This window comes from Streptomyces sp. NBC_00483 (assembly GCF_036013745.1).
Classification (GTDB): Bacteria; Actinomycetota; Actinomycetes; order Streptomycetales; family Streptomycetaceae; genus Streptomyces.
In genome coordinates this window covers 3,778,549-3,795,712 of sequence record NZ_CP107880.1, presented here as the reverse complement: position 1 = coordinate 3,795,712, position 17,164 = coordinate 3,778,549, and the positions used below count along the sequence as shown (strand labels likewise).

Below are 17,164 nucleotides of genomic sequence, written 5' to 3'. Positions count from 1 at the left end.
TTCAGGTGTTCCGGATTTCGGTGTTCCGGATCCCGAGGGGTACGGCTCAGCCCCACCCGGTGTCGTCGGTGGACGTCGAGACGGAGGCGTTCACCTGCGACGTCACCTGCTCCAGCGCCTGGCTTCGGGCCTCGTCGGAGGTCGGGAAGAGCCCGCCGGAAAGCGTCACGGCGCCCAGGACGAGCGAGAGGCAGGCGGCGGAGCTGAGGGCGATACGGGAGGTGATGCCGGGGACGGCTCGGGGGGTGGTTCGGGTGCGGCTCGGCATGTGGTGTGTCGCTTTCTGGCATGGCGGACACCGGGACGGCGATATCCCGGGAAAACGCGGTGAGGTGCCCGTTGCGGAAAGAAGCGACCGGCTCGGACGTCACTCATGTTCAGGTCGGCGCGGCGCGAAGAGCAATGCCGGGCGACCGTCCTGATTGCGCCTGTCGTAACGCGACACAGGGGCATTACTCCTGAACCACGCGAATATGGACATCAGGGACGGCCGTACATTGTCGCCTCTGTCGTACGGGTGCAAGGCTGCCGCTCATGACCGCAGCCGCAACTCCCCAGTCCCAGAGCCGCATTTCGGCCCGGGTCGCCGCCATCTCCGAGTCCGTCACCCTCGCCGTGGACGCCCAGGCCAAGGCGCTCAGGGCCGCCGGACGTCCCGTGATCGTCTTCGGCGCCGGCGAGCCCGACTTCCCCACTCCGGACTACATCGTCGAGGCCGCCGTGACGGCCTGCCGTGACACGGCCAACCATCGCTACACGCCTTCGGCCGGACTGCCGGGGCTGCGCGAGGCGATCGCCGCCAAGACGCTCCGCGACTCCGGCTACGAGGTGGCCCCGTCGCAGGTCCTGGTCACCAACGGCGGCAAGCAGGCCATCTACAACGCCTTCGCCGCGATCCTCGACCCGGGCGACGAGGTCATCGTCCCGGCCCCGTACTGGACGACGTACCCGGAGTCGGTCCGCCTCGCCGGCGGCGTCCCCGTGGACGTCGTCGCCGACGAGGGGGCGGACTACAAGGTCACCGTCGAGCAACTGGAGGCGGCGCGCACGGAGAAGACCAAGGCGCTGCTCTTCGTCTCCCCGTCGAACCCGACCGGCGCCGTGTACAGCGCGGCCGAGGTCGAGGCGATCGGCCGCTGGGCGGTCGAGCACGACCTGTGGGTGCTGACCGACGAGATCTACGAGCATCTGGTGTACGGCGACGCGGAGTTCCACTCCCTGCCCGTGCTCGTCCCCGAACTGCGGGACAAGTGCATCGTGGTGAACGGTCTCGCCAAGACGTACGCGATGACGGGCTGGCGGGTCGGCTGGATCATCGCCCCGCAGGACGTCGTCAAGGCCGCGACGAACCACCAGTCGCATGCCACCTCGAACGTCAACAACGTCGCCCAGGCCGCCGCGATCACCGCCCTCTCCGGCGACCTGTCCGCCGTCGCGACGATGCGCGAGGCCTTCGACCGCCGCCGCAACCTGATCGTCCCGATGCTGAACGAGATCGACGGCGTCGTCTGCCCGATGCCCGAGGGCGCGTTCTACGCCTACCCTTCGGTGAAGGGCGTGCTCGGCAAGGAGATCCGCGGCAAGCGCCCCCAGAGCTCGGTCGAGTTGGCCGCACTCATCCTGGAGGAGGCCGAGGTGGCAGTGGTCCCCGGCGAAGCCTTCGGCACCCCGGGCTACCTCCGCCTCTCCTACGCCCTCGGCGACACCGACCTCACGGAGGGCCTCACCCGCCTCCAAAAACTCCTCGCGGAGGCACGGGCCTGACACCACGTGCGGGCGGCGGCCCATCACCCACCACGAGCCATCGCGAGGCCGTCCGCCCCTGCCCAGCAAAAAGGCCCTACCGGAGTAGGGCCTTCTTGCTAGGGAGCCTTCGGCGGGGATCGAACCTGCGGCCCAGCATTTAGAAGGAGCCTACTCTTGCGCCTGGCAGTACACATCCGACCTGGGGAGTTACCGGCGGCGGCAGCGTATTCTTAGCTACATCGACACGTGCTCGACGCGGGATGCAGGCGACGCTTTTGCCACTCGGTGACGTGTCGTCAGTTGGTTCCAGCCTCGAAGTCCAGGTTCTCTGGATGGTCCCGCACATCTTCGATGTTCCGGGTAACGGGTATGTCGAGTCCAACTTCTTCGAACTTCACGTCGTCACACCAGACACGCCCTTCACCTTGGAGAATGAACCCGATCCGGATGGTCGCGCCTTCGCCCGGTATGTCAAGGACAACATCACGTCGACTCCAGCTCTGGGTACCTGAAATGCTTCGGCGGTCAGCAGTGTTGTCGAACTCCATCGTGTTGTGCAGGGCGTCATCTACGCGGAGCCAAATCCCGGCCCAGTTGGCGACGTCTGTGGTCTTCAGCATGGCGGACAGACGTACACGCTTACCTCGGTAAGCGTCTGCCTTGAACAACTGGGCGATAGAGGAGAACTCCTTGGCCCCGGGTTGTGCTTGGATGAAGGCGCAGCCCCGGCCGCTATGGAATGTCTGCGTGTCGATACCGAATTCATAGTCCTCAGGTCGCGCCCCTGTCACGTACCAGCCTCGCGGCAAAGTGTTAGTGCCATCGACGTTCGAGGGGCGCGCCTGGAACTCTGAAAGGATCTTGGTTGTCTCGGCTTTTGTGCGCTCCGACTCGGCTTCCAGCTTCCGAACTTCCGCCCGTAAACGAGGTCGTGAGGTTAGGTAGGTGATCACCGCTACGACCACTGCACCGACGATTGGTCCTGTGATCGTCAAGATTGACAACGTACGGTCCCCCGGCGGCAGAAGGCGCAATGATGGGTTCGTGCCTGAGCGGCCCTGCGGTGGTATGACAGCGGACCAGATACATACTGATCCGCTTTCAGCCTGCCCAAACGTGAGCACACGGCTCTGAAGGGCCCTTCGGATGGCCGTGTTTTCACTGGTCAGAGGACGGGAGCACGCTGGTCGCAGCAGCCCCGTCCGCGAATGGTCCACGGGTGGTTCGGAGGCCCTGTCGCTCGGGGCGTTCCGGCTAGTGCTGTGGACGACCCGGTTGTCCGTCCCTCGGCAGGGGGTAACGGTAGGCAGTGGCCACCAGGCCCTCGCGCTCAGGCGTCCAGTCTGCCCAGGTACGCCAACGCCCACCACGGCAGTGGAAGTTGTCGTCAAGATCGATCTGATCTATCACTATGAGGTGGGTGTTGACGCCCTCGGCGTGACGGACCTCGCCCTCGGTGAGGTCAATCGCCTCGCGGTCAGTGGTGCTGCCTTTCACCTCAATATGCGTCTCCGTTCCGTCTCGGCGCACGGTGACGTCCCACGGCGAGTGGTCGCCAACGTCCTCTCCTTCGTAGCCCAGTGAGCGATAGTGCTCAAGCACCAGATCGACCGCGTGCCGTTCTACGGCCCTTCGTCGCCGGGCGTCCTGCTGGCGTCCGTACCCAGACGATCTTGTCGGCTTAGCCCGGGAAACGGCTGGGCGGTCAGGGCCTTCCGGTTCATGGGGTTCAGAGATCGCGATCTGGCGAAGGGGTAGCAGCTCGGGCAGCTCTTCCACCAAGATCCGTGGAAGCTTGGTGAGGTAGCCCTGTGCAGCACGAAGCGGCCGGGTCTCAGACAAGGCGAAGGGGAAGTACACGGGGCCGTCGACTGACTCGGCGAGTTGGTCTCGCAGGGACCGGATACGAGATTCGATTTCCCGTAGCCTCGCCTGTGTGACTGGCTGCTTCAACTGCCGGTACCCGCCTAGCTGCACCTTCCAGGCAGGCTCAGGCCTCGACGCATTCCGCTGCCTCCCGTATGTGCCCCGACTCTGCCACGTGATGGTGGATGCGAACGGCTCGCCCAGTACATGGGAGTAGCCGACGACACCCGGTCCGTGGTTCTTGTCCCAGTGCAAGATGAGATCCCCTGGCCGCACCTCGCATACGAGCGCGTATGACCAGTACTCCCCGCCCTGATCGTTGACCTGTGGCGCGACCAGATCTGCGCCGATATCGTCTCGGTTAGTGATCTCCAGCCAGTAGCGTTCGCTCGGATCTCGTCTCCACCACCGGTTTACAGGCACGGCCCCCACCCTGATTAGCGACTCGGCTCGTTACCGAGAATGCCCGCAACCAGGCTCTAAAGCTAAACGGAACCATGGATCGATGAGCGCCATCCGTGGCCGACCACGTCGCGACCTTCCGCCACGATTTCCCACTGGGGTCTGCTGAGCTGGCCGGCCTCTGTTTCCTTAGCTCGGGAACCGCTGGTGGGGTTGATGATCGCCTGGTCGATGTCGAAGCAGGGGAGCCGGAAGAGTGCCTGGGCATGGGGCTTTGAATAGGCCCGGCATTGGTTGCTACATGCCGTCAACGAAGTGGTCGAACTCTCCGGCCTGGACGCCGCGTGCGAAGGCGTCCCACTTGGTCCGCGTCGTGGTGACGACGGTGCCCGGGGCGGAGGTTTCCCGCAGGAACACCAAGTCGCCGTCGCCGAAGGCGATTTCGATCCAGGGGCCAGGGCCGGTGGCATCGTCGGGCGCGGCCCGCTGCCAGGTGAGGTCGTCGGGTATGTCTACCGGGAGGCCGTCAGTCACGGCGGGAGGCGTTGCGCTTCACCATGGAGAGGAGCGCGGAGAAGGCGGCGGGAGTGGCGGTGACTATGGATTCGCGGGGGTCGGCGGACTCGGTCAGGAGCACGCGGTCGGTGTCGGCGGCGACGTGGACGCAGGAGTCGCCTTGCGCGCAGTAGGACGACTTCTGCCAGGTGGGCGTGGGCATTTGGGTTCCTTCACAGGCTCTCGGCGACGGTGTGGATGAGGTCTCGTGAGGCTGGCCCGGGCAGGGCGATGGCTTCCATGCGCTCGATCAGGACGCGGTACTTGGCCAGTTGGGCGTCTGCGTCCAGGAAGACAGGCCCGTGCGATTGGTCGAGGTGCACGGTGTCGAGGCTCGGCACGGGGCCGTGCGAGTAGAAGATCGACTGTCCGGATCCGGCGAAGGAGCCCGCGCTGAAGGGGAGCACCTGGAGCACGACTCCGGGACGTTCGCTCATCTCGAGCAGGTGATGGAGTTGGCCCTTGGCGACGGCAGATCCTCCGAACTGCATGCGCAGCGCGGCCTCATGGATGATCGCGTGGTACGGGGTCGGCTCCTCCTGGAACAGCACTGCCTGCCGCTTGATGCGGAACGAGACGCGATGCTCGATCTCCGGCGGCGCGATGGCGGGAACGTCCTGACGGAAGATTTCGCGTGCGTGCTCGGCGGTCTGGAGCAGCCCGGGGATGTGCACCGTGATGGCCGTGCGCATGCGTCGGGCGTGGTGCTCCACCTCGGCCAGGTCGAGCAACGCGGCGGGCAGTATGGCCCGGTACTCCTCCCACCAGCCGCGTACGCGCTCGCCGGCCATGCCCGCCAACGCGTCGACCAGCGCGGCGTCCGAGCAGTCGTAGTGACAGGCCAGTGCTCGTACGCGGTCGGGGCTGACGCCCATGCGTCCCGACTCGGTGTTGCTGACCTGGTTCTGCTTCACACCGAGTAGTTGACTTGCCTGAGTGGAGGTCAGACCGGCGCGCTCACGCAGTTTGCGCAGCTCGGAACCGAGGCGTAGCTGACGCCCTGTCGGGTTGCTCCGCACTGACTCTGCGCCTCCTTGGCGACGCTGTCACCCATAAGGGTGGCGCCTAAGGGTTTTTCGCTATTCTCGATAACAGTTTATCGCGGCTCCGCTACCTTCAATTCAGGCGCCTCGCTCAGAAGTATCCCGCTCGACGGAGCGACCTGGTCACTGGGCATCGGCTGACGCGAACCACTCGGCTGGCACTCCAACTCGCCCACTCGAAGGGAGACTTCCATGACCACCGTATCCCCGCTTCCGGCCGGCTCCGGCCTGTTCCCGGGCACGTACGCCCTCCAGCTTCCGCACGACCCTCGCGCCCCCGGCATCGCCCGCGCCCTGCTCCGCATGGTCCTTGAAGCGCACGGCAAGGCTGAACTCGTCGAGCCCGCCGAGCTCTTGAGCTCGGAGCTGCTGACCAACGCGCACCTGCACACCACCGGCCCGTACACGCTGCGTCTTGGTCCTGGCGTCGCTGACCCGGGGCGGGTTCGTGTGGCCGTGTGGGACGGTGACCCGAAGATTCCCCCGGGATTCGAGCGGGGCGGGCCGCGCGCTGATGCGTGTGCGGAGGGCGGGCGCGGGCTGTTTCTCGTGCGGGCCTACGCGGATGACTGGGGCGCGTACTCGTTCCCGGACGGGCGGGGCGGGAAGCTGCTGTGGGCCGAGTGCGGGGGCGCGGATCGGCCGGGCAGCGGCGCGGGGAGTGGGGCCGATCTGTGTTGGTGACCGCGGCCTCCACGGCATCCGGCCAGGAGGGGTCGTCTGGCCGGATGGCGCAGCGCGAGCCCCGCTCGGGCTCGGGCGGCGGCGGGGTGGGCAAGGCGCTTCCGGGCGCCGACCTGTCCGGCACCGCCTGAGTCGCCGCCGGGATACTCCACCGCGTATTTACCGCTGCCACCCGCAGAAACCCGGTGGCAGCCGGACAGCGCCGGGTCCTCCCGCGATCTTCGGAGGAGGGCCCGGCGCTTCCGTACGTTCAGGGAGACTCGCTCTGACCAGCAAAAAAGCCCTACCGGAGTAGGGCCTTTTGAAGGCGCCCCCGGCAGGACTCGAACCTGCGGCCAAGCGCTTAGAAGGCGCCTGCTCTATCCACTGAGCTACGGGGGCCGGTGTGTGGCCGGTGGCTTGGTCGGGGGATGTGGGGTGATCCGTGACCTTGCCGGGGACAAGGATAGGGCTCCCGGGTCCCTGCCCTTGCTGCTTCGCCTCCGCGGCACGATGTGGAGGTTCAGTGAAGCGGTCCCGATAATCGCAGGTAGGTACGAATCCTGCATCGCTTTTGGCTTCATACGCCTCGGGTGTTGTGCACTCGTTATGCCTGCGCCCCCAGTCGCCCCTTCCGTCCCGCTGTGTGCTTCCTGTGCCTTATCGCGTAACTTATCGGCGCGCAGACGCGGTCATATGCTTCATAAAGCGTCCAAAATTGGGCATTCTTCACGTGTGGTGACCTTGGACGTTCGGCCTCAGCTGCTCGACGCAATTACCGCGCTGCGCGACCGTGTCGCCGCCGCGCGCTTTCCGCTCCCGCTTGCGGGGGCGCCACGCGCGCGTGCCAACCGCGGCGAGCTGCTCGCACAACTAGACGACTATTTGGTGCCCCGCCTGCGGGCTCCCGAAGCGCCCTTGCTCGCCGTGGTCGGCGGCTCCACGGGCGCCGGCAAGTCGACCCTGGTGAACTCCCTCGTGGGGCGTGTCGTGAGCGAGGCCGGGGTGCTGCGGCCGACCACACGTACTCCCGTCCTCGTCTGCCATCCGGATGACCACCACTGGTTCTCCGGGATGCGCGTGCTGCCCGACCTCACGCGCGTGTGGATGCCCAAGCAGGCCGATGGCGGGCATGGCGGGCATGGAAGCCATGGCGGGCATGGCGGGCATGGCGGGCTCGAAGGAGAAGGGGACGAGGAGGGGGAGATCGAGCTCGTTGCCGACGAGGAAGAGCGCGTGTTGCGCGTCGAGACCTCGGGGGTTCTGCCGCGTGGGCTCGCGCTGCTGGACGCCCCCGACATCGACTCCCTCGTCGCCGAGAACCGGGTGCTCGCCGCACGGCTGATCAGCGCCGCCGACGTGTGGGTCATGGTCACCACCGCCTCCCGGTACGCCGACGCCGTGCCGTGGCGGCTGCTGCGTACCGCCAAGGAGTACGACGCGTCCCTCGTGACCGTGCTCGACCGGGTGCCCCACCAGGTCGTCGCCGAGGTCTCCCGGCAGTACGGCGCGCTGCTCGCCAAGGCCGGGCTCGGCGAGGTGCCGCGGTTCACCGTGCCGGAACTGCCGGAGTCGACCGGCAATGGTGGGCTGCTGCCCGCCACCGCCGTCGCCCCGCTCCGCGCCTGGCTGACCCATCGCGCCCAGGACTCCGACGCCCGCGCCCGCGCCGTCGCCCGCACCGCCCGCGGCACGCTCGACTCGCTGCGCGCCCGGATGCCCGAACTGGCCGCGGCCGTCGCCGCCCAGCACTCGGCCATGGTCCGGCTCACCTCCGCCGTCGAGGACGCGTACGAGACCGAGCACGCGCGCGTACTGGAGCGTTTGCGGAAGGGGGGTGTGCTCTCGGGGAACGCGCTGAAGCACTGGCGGAGTTATCCGGCGGACTGTGGGGCCGGTGAGCTGCTTGATGCGTTGGTGGAGAGTCTCGGCTCGTTGCTGGCGTGTGCGGTGACTGCGGCTGATGAACGGGTCGATGAGGCTTGGCGCCGCGAACCCGGGTCGCGTGCCAAGGAACTACGTAGGCAGGATCCCGGGTCCGAGACCGCCGAGCAGCGGATCGGGCTGGCCGTACGGCGCTGGCGGCGGGTGCTCGAGGAGTACGCGGAGGAAGAGGCGCGGGCCGCCGCCCAGGCCATGGACGGTTCGCCGCCCGACGCCGAGGCGGTCGCGGCGCTCGTCGCCACCGGCCTGCTCGGCGGGCGCAGGGGCAAGGCCGCCGGCGAGAACCTGGCCGAGCGGATCGGTGCCCAGGGCGCCCTGCGGCTGCGCGATCGCGGTGGAGAGCTCCTGAACGAGTACCTGGACGCCGTGCTCGGCGCGGAACGCGAGCGTCGGCTCGCGCCGCTCGACGCGCTCGACATCACACCCGAATCCCAGGCCGAGTTGATCGCGGCCCTTTCGCTGCTGCAGAAGGAGAGGTGAGGGCGCTGTCCGCCGTCACGGATCAGACCGATCCCAGGGATCCCACCGGTTCCACGAACTCTGCCGACCACGCCGGCCCCGCTGATCACACCAGTTGCGTGGATGACTCCGAGCTGACGGATCTCGCGGACAAGCTCGGTGATGCCCCCACAGCCCCCACACCGGAAGCCGCATCGGCCTCCGCGTCCTCCGCGTCCTCCGAAGAGGCTGCCGGGGCCACCCAAGGCGTGGAGATTCCCGAAGGGCGTACGGGGTCCACCCCCTGGGACGACGGTCTCATCGCGCGGCGCGTCGCCAAGCAGGGCGGCGAGGCGGCGGTGCCGGCCGGATCGGGGACGTACGACGGGCAGTTGAAGCAGCGGCTCGACGCGCTGCGGGAGCTCGTCGGGCTCTCGCGTGCCCGGCTCGACGGGACGACCCTCGCCGAGGCCGGGCACGTGCTCGACGAGGCCGCGGCCCGGCGGCGGCTCTCCTCACGGCACACGGTCGTCGCGATCGCGGGCGCCACCGGAAGCGGCAAGTCGACGCTGTTCAACTCCCTCGCGGGCGTGCCCCTCTCGGAGACCGGGCTGCGCAGGCCCACCACCTCCGCGCCGATCGCATGCAGCTGGACGGACGGGGCCGCCGGGCTGCTCGACCGGCTCGGGATCCCCGGGCGTGCGCGCAGGCGCCCCGCGCAGGGGCCGCAGGGCGAGGCGGCGCTGGACGGGCTGGTCCTGATCGACCTGCCCGATCACGACTCCGCCGCCCTCGAACACCGTGAGCAGGTCGACCGGGTGCTCGGCCTCGTGGACGCCGTGGTGTGGGTCGTCGACCCCGAGAAGTACGCCGACGCGATGCTCCATGAGCGGTATCTGCGGCCCATGGCGGGGCACGCGGAGGTGATGTTCGTGGTGCTCAACCAGGTCGACCGGCTGCCCGGCGAGGCCGTCGAGCAGGTCCTGGACGATCTGCGGAGGCTTCTCGACGAGGACGGCATCGCGCTCGGCGAGCACGGCGAGCCCGGTGCCACGGTGCTGCCGCTCTCCGCCCTCACCGGTGAGGGCGTGGACGACCTGCGCGACTGCCTCGACCAGGTCACCACCGAACGCCGGGCCGCCGCGCGCCGGATCGGCGCCGACGTCGACGCCGCCGCCGACCACCTCAAGCAGGTGTACGCGACCGGGCGGCAGGGCGGGCTGAGCGAGGAGGCCCGCGAGGAGTTCGCGGACCGGCTCGCCGAGGCCGTCGGCGCGGCCGCCGCGGGCCAGGCGGCCGGGCGGGAGTGGAGCCGGGGCGCCAACCGGGCCTGCGGCACCCCGTGGCTCAGGCTCTGGCGCTGGTACGAGGACCGGCGCGCGGTCGGCTCGACCGTCACGGTCCCCGTGGTCCCTGCCGACGAGGAGGAGGTCACGGCCCGGCAGCGCGTCGAGCACGCGGTACGCGTGGTCGGCGACGCCGCCGCGAGCGGGCTGCCCGAGGCGTGGGGGCAGGCCGTGCGGGAGGCCGCGACGCGGGGCGGCGAGGGGCTGCCCGAGGCGCTCGACGAGCTGGCGTCCGATGCCGCCTCCGAGCACCTCAAGACGGAGCACGGGGCCGGGCGGCCGCCGCGGCCCGGCTGGTGGCCGGTCGCGGTGTTCGCCCAGGTGGCCATGACGCTGCTGCAAGTTCTGGGGGTGCTGTGGCTGTTGGGGCAGGTCGTCGGGGGCTTCTCGACGAATCTGGGTGTGCCCCTGCTGCTGGTGCTCACGGGGCTCGTGGGTGGACCGTGCGTGGAGTGGTCGTGCCGGATGGCGGCGAAGGGGCCGGCCCGCCGGTACGGGCAGGAGGCCGAGCGACGGCTCAGGGACGCGGCCGCGGCCTGTGGCAGGGCGCGGGTGCTGGATCCCGTCGCGGCGGAGCTGCTGCGGTACCGGGAGGTGCGGGAGCAGTACGTACGGGTGGCCGGGGGAGTGACCGGGATTTCCACAACCCGCGGGTAGGACACAGGCGTCGGCGGGGATCGCGGCGCCGGGTGCAGTCTGTGATCGCGGCTCGGGAAGGGCTCGGGCCGCGCACGGACGTCCTGGCCGAAAGGGCCGGGCGGGGGTAACGGGAGGGGTTCCGGATGAGCAGCGAGACGATGGTGACCGTGGTGGGGAACGTGGCGACGACACCGGTGTTCCGGGAGTTGCCGACAGGGCCGGTCGCCCGGTTCCGGCTCGCGGCGCACAGCCGCCGCTTCGACCGGGTGCAGAACGTGTGGGTGGACGGGCACACCAATTTCTTCACGGTATGGGCCTGGCGCGGCCTTGGGACGAATGTGCAGAGTTCCCTGGCGCTCGGTGAACCGGTCATGGTGCAGGGCAAGTTGAAGGTGCGCGACGAGGAGCGGGGCGGGCAGCACTGGACGTCGGCGGACATCGAGGCGGTCGCGATCGGGCACGACTTGTCGCGCGGCACCTCCGCGTTCCACCGGACGCAGCAGGTTCGTGCGGAGAGCGCGCCGCGGGGTGATTCTCCGTGGGACGTGGTGAAACCGGGCGAGGCGGGATCGGGGCCCGAGGTCGGCGACGGCCAAGCGCCGGACGGGCAACCGGCCGACGCCGAGCCGGATTTGGCCGAGCCGCAGCCGGTGGGGTGAGTCTGGCCGAACTGTGGCTTATCGGCTCCCATGTACTGGCGATTTGTCGATAAGCCCAGCTAGGAAACGGTGTTGGCGATAACGATTGCGATTCGGATCGGTTGCCGGAAGGCGGCTCCGGAGATCGCCGAAGATCATTTCCCTAGGATGCCGAGCGTGACTCCTGGGCTCGTCGGGACCTCTGCGCATCAGGTGCAGCGACGGGTCGGGAGTGCAAGGGCCAGCCGAATCACTGTGGTTGGCGTTGATTCTGCCGGCGGGACACCACCCCCCATGTGACACCTGTCCCGCCTGAAGGGAATTACGTGTTTTCTGTGTGCTCACGGACCGCACGGCGTGGACGAGGCGCAGCCCGTCTCGCCGCGGCGGCCCTGATGTCGGGACTCATGGCGACGGGAGCGATATCCGGCGCGGGCGTCGCGCAAGCCGACGACGGTGCGACGGAGCAGAGCGGTGCGAGCGCCACTCTGGTCGGCCTGGAGACGTACGACGCGGCCGTGATCCACGGGGCCGGGAAGGACGAGAAGGTGTCGGCGGGCCTGTTCCGGATGGCCGTCGACGACGGAGGGACGCTCCAGACGTACTGCGTCGACATCCACAACCCGACGCAGCCGGACGCCAAGTACCGCGAGACGTCCTGGTCCGGTACGTCGCTGCACGACAACGTGAACGCGGGGCGCATCCGCTGGATCCTGCAGAACTCGTATCCGCAGGTCAATGATCTCGCCGCGCTCGCCCGCAAGGCGCACGCGGGGAGCCTCACCGAGCAGGAGGCCGCGGCCGGCACCCAGGTCGCGATCTGGCGCTACTCGGACAAGGTCGATGTGGACGCGGTCAGCCCCGCCGCCGAGAAGCTCGCCGACTATCTGCAGCGCAGCGCGCGTGACCTCGCGGAGCCGCAGGCCTCGCTGACCCTGACGCCGCAGGCCGTGTCCGAGCAGCCGGAGGATGAGGCAGCCCCCGCTCGTACGGATACGGAAGCCGGGGGCCGTGCGGACTCGGAAACCGGGGACTCGGAAGTCGGCAACAGGGTCGGCCCGGTCACGGTGCACACGAACGCCGACAGCGTCACGGTGATGCCGCCCGTCGAGGCCGCCGCGGGTGGGGTGAAGCTCGTCGACGAGAAGGGCGAGCCCGTCACCACCGCGAAGGACGGCAGCCGGCTCTACTTCGACGTACCCAAGAAGGCGAAGGAGGGTTCGGCGGAGCTGACCGTGCAGGCGTCGACGACGGTTCCGGTCGGCCGGGCCTTCGCCTCCGACACCAGAAGCCAGACGCAGATCCTCGCGGGTTCCAGCGAGTCCACGGTCTCCGCGACCGCGACGGCGACCTGGGCGAGCGAGGGCGCGGTGCCCGCACTGTCCGCGCGGGAGAACTGCACGAAGGGCGGCGTCGACATCACGGCCGCCAACAGCGGGGACGAGCCGTACACGTTCACGCTCATGCGCACCCGGTACACGATCCCGGCCGGTCAGACGCGGACGGTGACGATACCGCTGCAGGAGGACCAGGCGTACGACTTCACGATCAAGGGGCCGCACGGCTTCGACAAGCGGATACGGGGCGTGCTCGACTGCTCGACGACCTCGGCGGTGGGTGCCACGGCGGGCGGCGGTCTGCGCACCCAGGCGACGACGCAGCCGAGCCCTGCCTCCGTCGGTGGCACGGGCTCCGACGCCGACACGGACCTGGCCGAGACGGGCAGCTCGAACGCGACGCCGATCATCGCGGGCATCGCGGTGCTGCTGGTCCTGATCGGTGGGGTGTCGGTTGTCATGGGGCGCAAGAAGAAGTCGCCGGGCGCCGGCGACGGCAGCAGTGACGGCGAGTAGGCAAGTAGGCGAGTAACAGTCCCAGCCGGGGTCCCCCTCTCCGGCTGGGTGCGCCCCGCCCCGGCTCGGAATGAGTCTCCGCAGCCGTGCCACCTGCGCTGTCATCCACATGTCAACGGGATGTGATCACCGCTCCCTAGCGTCAAGTGCGTTGGTTGACCGGGACGTTCACAACCCGAGGGGGATCGCACATGTCGGCATCGACTTCGCACATGTCGAAGAAGAGCAGGGCGGCGGGGGCTGTTCGCGCCGTTGCGGTGGCGGCGGTACTGGCCGCGGGCAGCGCCGTCGCGTTCGCGTCGGCCGCGCACGCGGACGGTGCGGAGCACTACTGGGGGACTGGGCGGTCGGCCCGTGCAGCTGTCGACGAGCTGGGAGCCGTACGACCTCACCAGTGGCACGCTCGTCGTTCTCCCCGAAGGCGGCCCCCATGCCGGGGTGGGTGTCGTGAATCGGATGGCGCAGATCGGGGTCACCGTCAGTCATGCCGTTGAGCAGCCGGAGCCGCGACAGGCCACCGCCGACGAGGCGTCGCTGCTGGGTATCCAGAAGAGTGCGCTCGTGACGCACATCCGGCGGACGTACTACAGCGACCAGGGGCGGCCCGTGGAGACGGCTGACATCGTCGTGCCCGCCGCCCTGTGCGAGATCGTCTACGAGATCCCCATCAGTCGGTAGGGCTGCGGGTGGGGCGAACGGCCGGGCGCGTCAGACCTGTGGATGCGTCGAGGTCCACCAGGCGGTGAGGCGGGCGGCCACGTCATCCGCATCGTGGGGTGCGGGTAGGCCGAAGTGGTCTGTGAGCTCGTGGTGGAGGAAATCCCTCAGCTCTGCCCGGTCGGCTCCGCGCTTCAGGCGGGTCAGGATCGGCGTCAGCATGCAGTCGTACTCGTCCTGGACGAGCTCGGCCACGCCGATCGGGTCCCATTCGTTGAGCAGATCTCGGAGGTCGTCCCGTACGTCCGGTGGTGCCATGGCGTCAGGATGGCATGCCGCCCAGTGATCATCCGGTGACGGTTTCTGGGCCGTCCCTGGGCCGTGCGAGGCCGCCCGACGGCGACAAAGGGCGACCGACAGTGACAGCTTCGCTACGACGGGGCTCGCAGAAGCCCCAGTTCAGGCCCACCCACCGATACACGTTTTCGCCCAGCGGTGGCTGTACGGCAAGATGGGGTGTATCTGCCCTCACGCGGTGGAGCCGCAGCACGCGGGCCCCTTACTGCGATACACACTTCGACTGCCGGACGGTTTCTCTTGGCTGAGTTCATCTACTCCATGCGCAAGGCGCGCAAGGCGCACGGCGACAAGGTGATTCTCGACGACGTCACCCTGGACTTTCTTCCTGGAGCGAAGATCGGCGTTGTCGGGCCGAACGGTGCCGGTAAGTCGACTGTCCTGAAGATCATGGCGGGCATCGAGCAGGCGTCGAACGGTGACGCCGTCCTCATGCCCGGCTACAGCGTCAACATCCTGATGCAGGAGCCGAAGCTCGACGAGTCCAAGACCGTTCTGGAGAACGTGCAGGACGGCGCCGCCGAGATCATGGGCAAGCTCAAGCGCTTCAACGAGGTGGCCGAGCTCATGGCCACCGATTACAGCGATGAGCTCATGGAGGAGATGGGCAAGCTCCAGGAGGACCTCGACCACGCCGACGCGTGGGACCTCGACGGTCAGCTGGAGCAGGCCATGGACGCCCTCGGCTGCCCGCCCGGCGACTGGGGTGTCGGCAACCTCTCCGGTGGTGAGAAGCGTCGTGTGGCGCTGTGCAAGCTGCTGATCGAGGCGCCCGACCTGCTGCTTCTCGATGAGCCCACCAACCACCTCGACGCCGAGTCCGTGAACTGGCTGGAGCAGCACCTCGCCCAGTACAAGGGCACCGTCGTGGCCATTACTCACGACCGGTACTTCCTGGACAACGTCGCCGAGTGGATCCTCGAGCTCGACCGCGGCCGCGCCATCCCGTACCAGGGCAACTACTCCACGTACCTGGAGAAGAAGTCCGAGCGCCTCAAGGTCGAGGGCAAGAAGGACGAGAAGCGGCAGAAGCGGCTCAAGGAAGAACTCGAGTGGGTGCGGTCCAACGCCAAGGGGCGCCAGACCAAGTCCAAGTCGCGTCTTGCCCGGTACGAGGAGATGGCCGCCGAGGCCGACAAGATGCGGAAGCTGGACTTCGAGGAGATCCAGATCCCGCCGGGCCCGCGCCTGGGCAACGTCGTCGTCGAGGTCGAGAACCTCGGCAAGGCATTCGGCGACAAGGTGCTCATCGATGATCTCTCCTTCACGCTGCCGCGTAACGGGATCGTCGGTGTGATCGGTCCGAACGGTGCCGGTAAGACCACCCTGTTCAAGATGCTGCAGGGCTTCGAGTCGCCGGACTCCGGTTCCATCAAGGTCGGCGACACCGTCAAGATCTCGTACGTCGACCAGAACCGCGCCAACATCGACCCGAAGAAGACTCTTTGGGCCGTGGTGAGTGATGAGCTGGACTACATCAATGTGGGCCAGGTCGAGATGCCGTCGCGGGCGTACGTCTCCGCGTTCGGGTTCAAGGGGCCGGATCAGCAGAAGCCCGCCGGCGTGCTCTCCGGTGGTGAGCGCAACCGGCTCAACCTCGCGCTCACCCTCAAGCAGGGCGGCAACCTGCTGCTTCTTGACGAGCCGACGAACGACCTTGACGTTGAGACCCTGAGCAGCCTTGAGAACGCGCTGCTTGAGTTCCCCGGCTGCGCCGTCGTCGTGTCTCACGACCGGTGGTTCCTCGACCGGGTCGCCACGCACATCCTCGCGTACGAGGGTGAGTCCAAGTGGTTCTGGTTCGAGGGCAACTTCGAGTCCTACGAGAAGAACAAGATCGAGCGGCTCGGCGCCGACGCCGCCCGTCCGCACCGCGCCACCTACAAGAAGCTGACCCGCGGCTGATGGCCCGCCACGTATACGCCTGCCCCCTGCGTTGGGCCGACATGGACGCGTATGGCCACATCAACAATGTGGTCTTCCTCCGGTACTTGGAGGAAGCGCGGATCGATTTCCTGTTTCGGCCCGACAAGGACTTCCAGCAGGGGTCCGTCGTGGCGCGCCATGAGATCGACTACAAGCGGCAGTTGGTGCATCGGCATCGGCCCGTGGACATCGAGCTGTGGGTGAGTGAGATAAAGGCCGCGTCGTTCACGCTGTCGTACGAGGTGAAGGACGAGGACGTCGTGTATGTCCGCGCCTCGACGGTCGTCGTGCCGTTCGACTTCGAGGCGCAGCGGCCGCGCCGGATCACCGCCGATGAGCGGGAGTTCCTGGGCGAGTACCGGGACGACGAAGCGGACCGTTCGGAGGCGCTCGTCGCATGAGTGCGACCGTGTTGTCGTTTGCCGATCCGGGGGAGGCGGCGGATCTCGCCGCCTTCCTCGGCCGGCTGCTGCACTACGACAAGGCGGCCGCCGTGCGGCTGCGGGCGCAGGCCGGTGGGTCGGCGCTCGCGGTGTTCGGCCGGCCGCCCTCGTTCGAGGTGCTGGCCGTGCGTACGGCGCGGCTGCTCAAGCCGTACGAGAACGGGATCGAGGACACCCTCGATGTGACCGTGTCCGCGGGGGAGTTGCTCGACGCCCTCGACGAGGGGAACGCCACCGCCACGGTCCCCGCCGCCGTCACCGGGCCGCCCTGGGCCGGTGTGCTGCCGCCGCTCGGCGGCTGGGAGCGGGTGGCCGGGTTCCCGGACGCCGATGCGCTGCGTGGGCTCGTGAAGGCGGCCGTGGCCGAATTCCGGGCGCGGGTCGAGGAGTTGGCGCCGGACGCGCGTACGCGCGGTGAACTCGACCGGATCGGCCACGAGGTCTGGTCGCGGGAGATCGGTACGAGTGGGGCCCCGGTGCGGATCGTGCACGCCGCGGCCTCCCTCGGCTTCCTGCGGGGGGCCGAGGTCGACCTGGTGGCGGCCGGGGCGTGGCTGCGGTTGCGCTCCGCGTACGGGTCCGTGGCTGTGCGGCGGGCGTCGTCCACGCTGGGTGGGCTCTCCGTCAGCCCCGTCTGAGGTGCGGCAG

Annotated in this window: 18 protein-coding genes, 1 tRNA gene and 1 pseudogene; 12 read left to right on the top strand and 8 right to left on the bottom strand. The window is 68.4% G+C overall.

Features of this window, described 5'->3' with window-relative positions; all coding sequences use genetic code 11:
• Positions 1–46: 46 nt before the first annotated feature.
• Positions 47–268 (bottom strand): hypothetical protein, encoded by a 222-nt coding sequence (locus OHA73_RS16785; RefSeq protein WP_327655437.1) that lies wholly within the window; start codon positions 266–268, stop codon positions 47–49.
• A gap of 266 nt (positions 269–534) precedes the next feature.
• On the opposite strand from OHA73_RS16785, the gene OHA73_RS16780 reads away from it, so the two are divergent.
• On the top strand, positions 535–1,764 hold the full coding sequence (locus tag OHA73_RS16780; RefSeq protein WP_327655436.1) for a pyridoxal phosphate-dependent aminotransferase: 1,230 nt from the start codon (positions 535–537) through the stop codon (positions 1,762–1,764).
• A 278-nt stretch (positions 1,765–2,042) separates the two neighbouring features.
• On the opposite strand, the gene OHA73_RS16775 is transcribed toward OHA73_RS16780, so the two are convergent.
• Positions 2,043–2,741, bottom strand: coding sequence for a hypothetical protein (locus OHA73_RS16775; protein WP_327655435.1), 699 nt, complete (start codon positions 2,739–2,741; stop codon positions 2,043–2,045).
• Between the two features lie 259 nt (positions 2,742–3,000).
• Complete coding sequence (locus tag OHA73_RS16770) at positions 3,001–4,035, bottom strand: protein NO VEIN domain-containing protein (protein WP_327655434.1); 1,035 nt, start codon at positions 4,033–4,035, stop codon at positions 3,001–3,003.
• A gap of 95 nt (positions 4,036–4,130) precedes the next feature.
• Here OHA73_RS16770 and OHA73_RS16765 point away from each other — a divergent pair, with 95 nt between their 5' ends.
• On the top strand, positions 4,131–4,292 hold the full coding sequence (locus OHA73_RS16765; RefSeq protein ID WP_327655433.1) for a hypothetical protein: 162 nt from the start codon (positions 4,131–4,133) through the stop codon (positions 4,290–4,292).
• Between the two features lie 19 nt (positions 4,293–4,311).
• Here the strand turns inward: OHA73_RS16765 and OHA73_RS16760 are convergent, their stop codons facing one another.
• Genes OHA73_RS16760 through OHA73_RS16750 form a run of 3 tightly spaced genes read right to left on the bottom strand, consistent with a single transcriptional unit; the run spans position 4,312 to position 5,588 of the window.
• Positions 4,312–4,548 (bottom strand): DUF397 domain-containing protein, encoded by a 237-nt coding sequence (locus tag OHA73_RS16760; RefSeq protein WP_327655432.1) that lies wholly within the window; start codon positions 4,546–4,548, stop codon positions 4,312–4,314.
• Entirely contained in the window at positions 4,541–4,732 is a 192-nt protein-coding gene (locus OHA73_RS16755) for a DUF397 domain-containing protein (RefSeq protein ID WP_266719511.1), read from the bottom strand. The genes OHA73_RS16760 and OHA73_RS16755 overlap by 8 nt, the downstream gene beginning before the upstream one ends.
• A gap of 10 nt (positions 4,733–4,742) precedes the next feature.
• Positions 4,743–5,588, bottom strand: a complete 846-nt coding sequence (locus tag OHA73_RS16750) for a helix-turn-helix domain-containing protein (RefSeq protein WP_327655431.1) — start codon at positions 5,586–5,588, stop codon at positions 4,743–4,745.
• Between the two features lie 216 nt (positions 5,589–5,804).
• On the opposite strand from OHA73_RS16750, the gene OHA73_RS16745 reads away from it, so the two are divergent.
• The gene (locus OHA73_RS16745; RefSeq protein WP_267070411.1) at positions 5,805–6,296 is read left to right on the top strand and encodes an ATP-binding protein; all 492 of its coding nucleotides are present in this window, start codon (positions 5,805–5,807) and stop codon (positions 6,294–6,296) included.
• Positions 6,287–6,427: a hypothetical protein gene (locus OHA73_RS16740; RefSeq protein WP_327655430.1), complete on the top strand. Its 141-nt coding sequence runs from the start codon at positions 6,287–6,289 to the stop codon at positions 6,425–6,427. The genes OHA73_RS16745 and OHA73_RS16740 overlap by 10 nt, the downstream gene beginning before the upstream one ends.
• A gap of 177 nt (positions 6,428–6,604) precedes the next feature.
• On the opposite strand, the gene OHA73_RS16735 is transcribed toward OHA73_RS16740, so the two are convergent.
• Positions 6,605–6,677: transfer RNA gene (locus tag OHA73_RS16735), tRNA-Arg, on the bottom strand.
• Between the two features lie 333 nt (positions 6,678–7,010).
• Here OHA73_RS16735 and OHA73_RS16730 point away from each other — a divergent pair.
• From OHA73_RS16730 to OHA73_RS16710, 5 genes and pseudogenes are all read left to right on the top strand, one after another.
• Positions 7,011–8,699 (top strand): GTPase domain-containing protein, encoded by a 1,689-nt coding sequence (locus OHA73_RS16730; protein ID WP_327655429.1) that lies wholly within the window; start codon positions 7,011–7,013, stop codon positions 8,697–8,699.
• A gap of 98 nt (positions 8,700–8,797) precedes the next feature.
• Entirely contained in the window at positions 8,798–10,660 is a 1,863-nt protein-coding gene (locus OHA73_RS16725; protein ID WP_327655428.1) for a YfjP family GTPase, read from the top strand.
• 125 nt (positions 10,661–10,785) lie between these two features.
• Complete coding sequence (locus tag OHA73_RS16720; protein ID WP_267070415.1) at positions 10,786–11,301, top strand: single-stranded DNA-binding protein; 516 nt, start codon at positions 10,786–10,788, stop codon at positions 11,299–11,301.
• 374 nt (positions 11,302–11,675) lie between these two features.
• Positions 11,676–13,133 carry a Cys-Gln thioester bond-forming surface protein gene (locus OHA73_RS16715; RefSeq protein WP_267070416.1) on the top strand — a complete coding sequence of 486 codons (1,458 nt, stop codon included), beginning with the start codon at positions 11,676–11,678 and terminating at the stop codon, positions 13,131–13,133.
• A 345-nt stretch (positions 13,134–13,478) separates the two neighbouring features.
• Positions 13,479–13,811: pseudogene (locus tag OHA73_RS16710) on the top strand (UTRA domain-containing protein); the annotation flags it as partial.
• 30 nt (positions 13,812–13,841) lie between these two features.
• Here OHA73_RS16710 and OHA73_RS16705 read toward each other — a convergent pair.
• The gene (locus tag OHA73_RS16705) at positions 13,842–14,108 is read right to left on the bottom strand and encodes a hypothetical protein (RefSeq protein WP_267070417.1); all 267 of its coding nucleotides are present in this window, start codon (positions 14,106–14,108) and stop codon (positions 13,842–13,844) included.
• Positions 14,109–14,387: 279 nt separating this feature from the next.
• On the opposite strand from OHA73_RS16705, the gene ettA reads away from it, so the two are divergent.
• From ettA to OHA73_RS16690, 3 genes are read left to right on the top strand one after another with little or no spacing between them, the layout of a single operon-like run.
• Positions 14,388–16,052 carry an energy-dependent translational throttle protein EttA gene (ettA, locus tag OHA73_RS16700; RefSeq protein ID WP_266719534.1) on the top strand — a complete coding sequence of 555 codons (1,665 nt, stop codon included), beginning with the start codon at positions 14,388–14,390 and terminating at the stop codon, positions 16,050–16,052.
• A complete protein-coding gene (locus tag OHA73_RS16695) occupies positions 16,052–16,474 on the top strand; it encodes an acyl-CoA thioesterase (protein WP_266719535.1) in 423 nt (140 codons plus the stop codon). Before ettA ends, OHA73_RS16695 begins: the two co-directional genes overlap by 1 nt.
• A complete protein-coding gene (locus OHA73_RS16690; RefSeq protein ID WP_327655427.1) occupies positions 16,471–17,154 on the top strand; it encodes a hypothetical protein in 684 nt (227 codons plus the stop codon). The genes OHA73_RS16695 and OHA73_RS16690 overlap by 4 nt, the downstream gene beginning before the upstream one ends.
• Positions 17,155–17,164 lie beyond the last annotated feature (10 nt).

Bases quoted from the DNA above. Each gene is read 5' to 3' on its own strand.
- OHA73_RS16780 (WP_327655436.1), top strand. From the start codon at position 535: ATGACCGCAGCCGCAACTCCCCAGTCCCAGAGCCGCATTTCGGCCCGG.
- OHA73_RS16745 (WP_267070411.1), top strand. From the start codon at position 5,805: ATGACCACCGTATCCCCGCTTCCGGCCGGCTCCGGCCTGTTCCCGGGC.
- OHA73_RS16755 (WP_266719511.1), bottom strand. From the start codon at position 4,732: ATGCCCACGCCCACCTGGCAGAAGTCGTCCTACTGCGCGCAAGGCGAC.
- OHA73_RS16715 (WP_267070416.1), top strand. From the start codon at position 11,676: ATGTCGGGACTCATGGCGACGGGAGCGATATCCGGCGCGGGCGTCGCG.
- OHA73_RS16690 (WP_327655427.1), top strand. From the start codon at position 16,471: ATGAGTGCGACCGTGTTGTCGTTTGCCGATCCGGGGGAGGCGGCGGAT.
- OHA73_RS16785 (WP_327655437.1), bottom strand. From the start codon at position 268: ATGCCGAGCCGCACCCGAACCACCCCCCGAGCCGTCCCCGGCATCACC.
- OHA73_RS16720 (WP_267070415.1), top strand. From the start codon at position 10,786: ATGAGCAGCGAGACGATGGTGACCGTGGTGGGGAACGTGGCGACGACA.
- OHA73_RS16695 (WP_266719535.1), top strand. From the start codon at position 16,052: ATGGCCCGCCACGTATACGCCTGCCCCCTGCGTTGGGCCGACATGGAC.
- OHA73_RS16705 (WP_267070417.1), bottom strand. From the start codon at position 14,108: ATGGCACCACCGGACGTACGGGACGACCTCCGAGATCTGCTCAACGAA.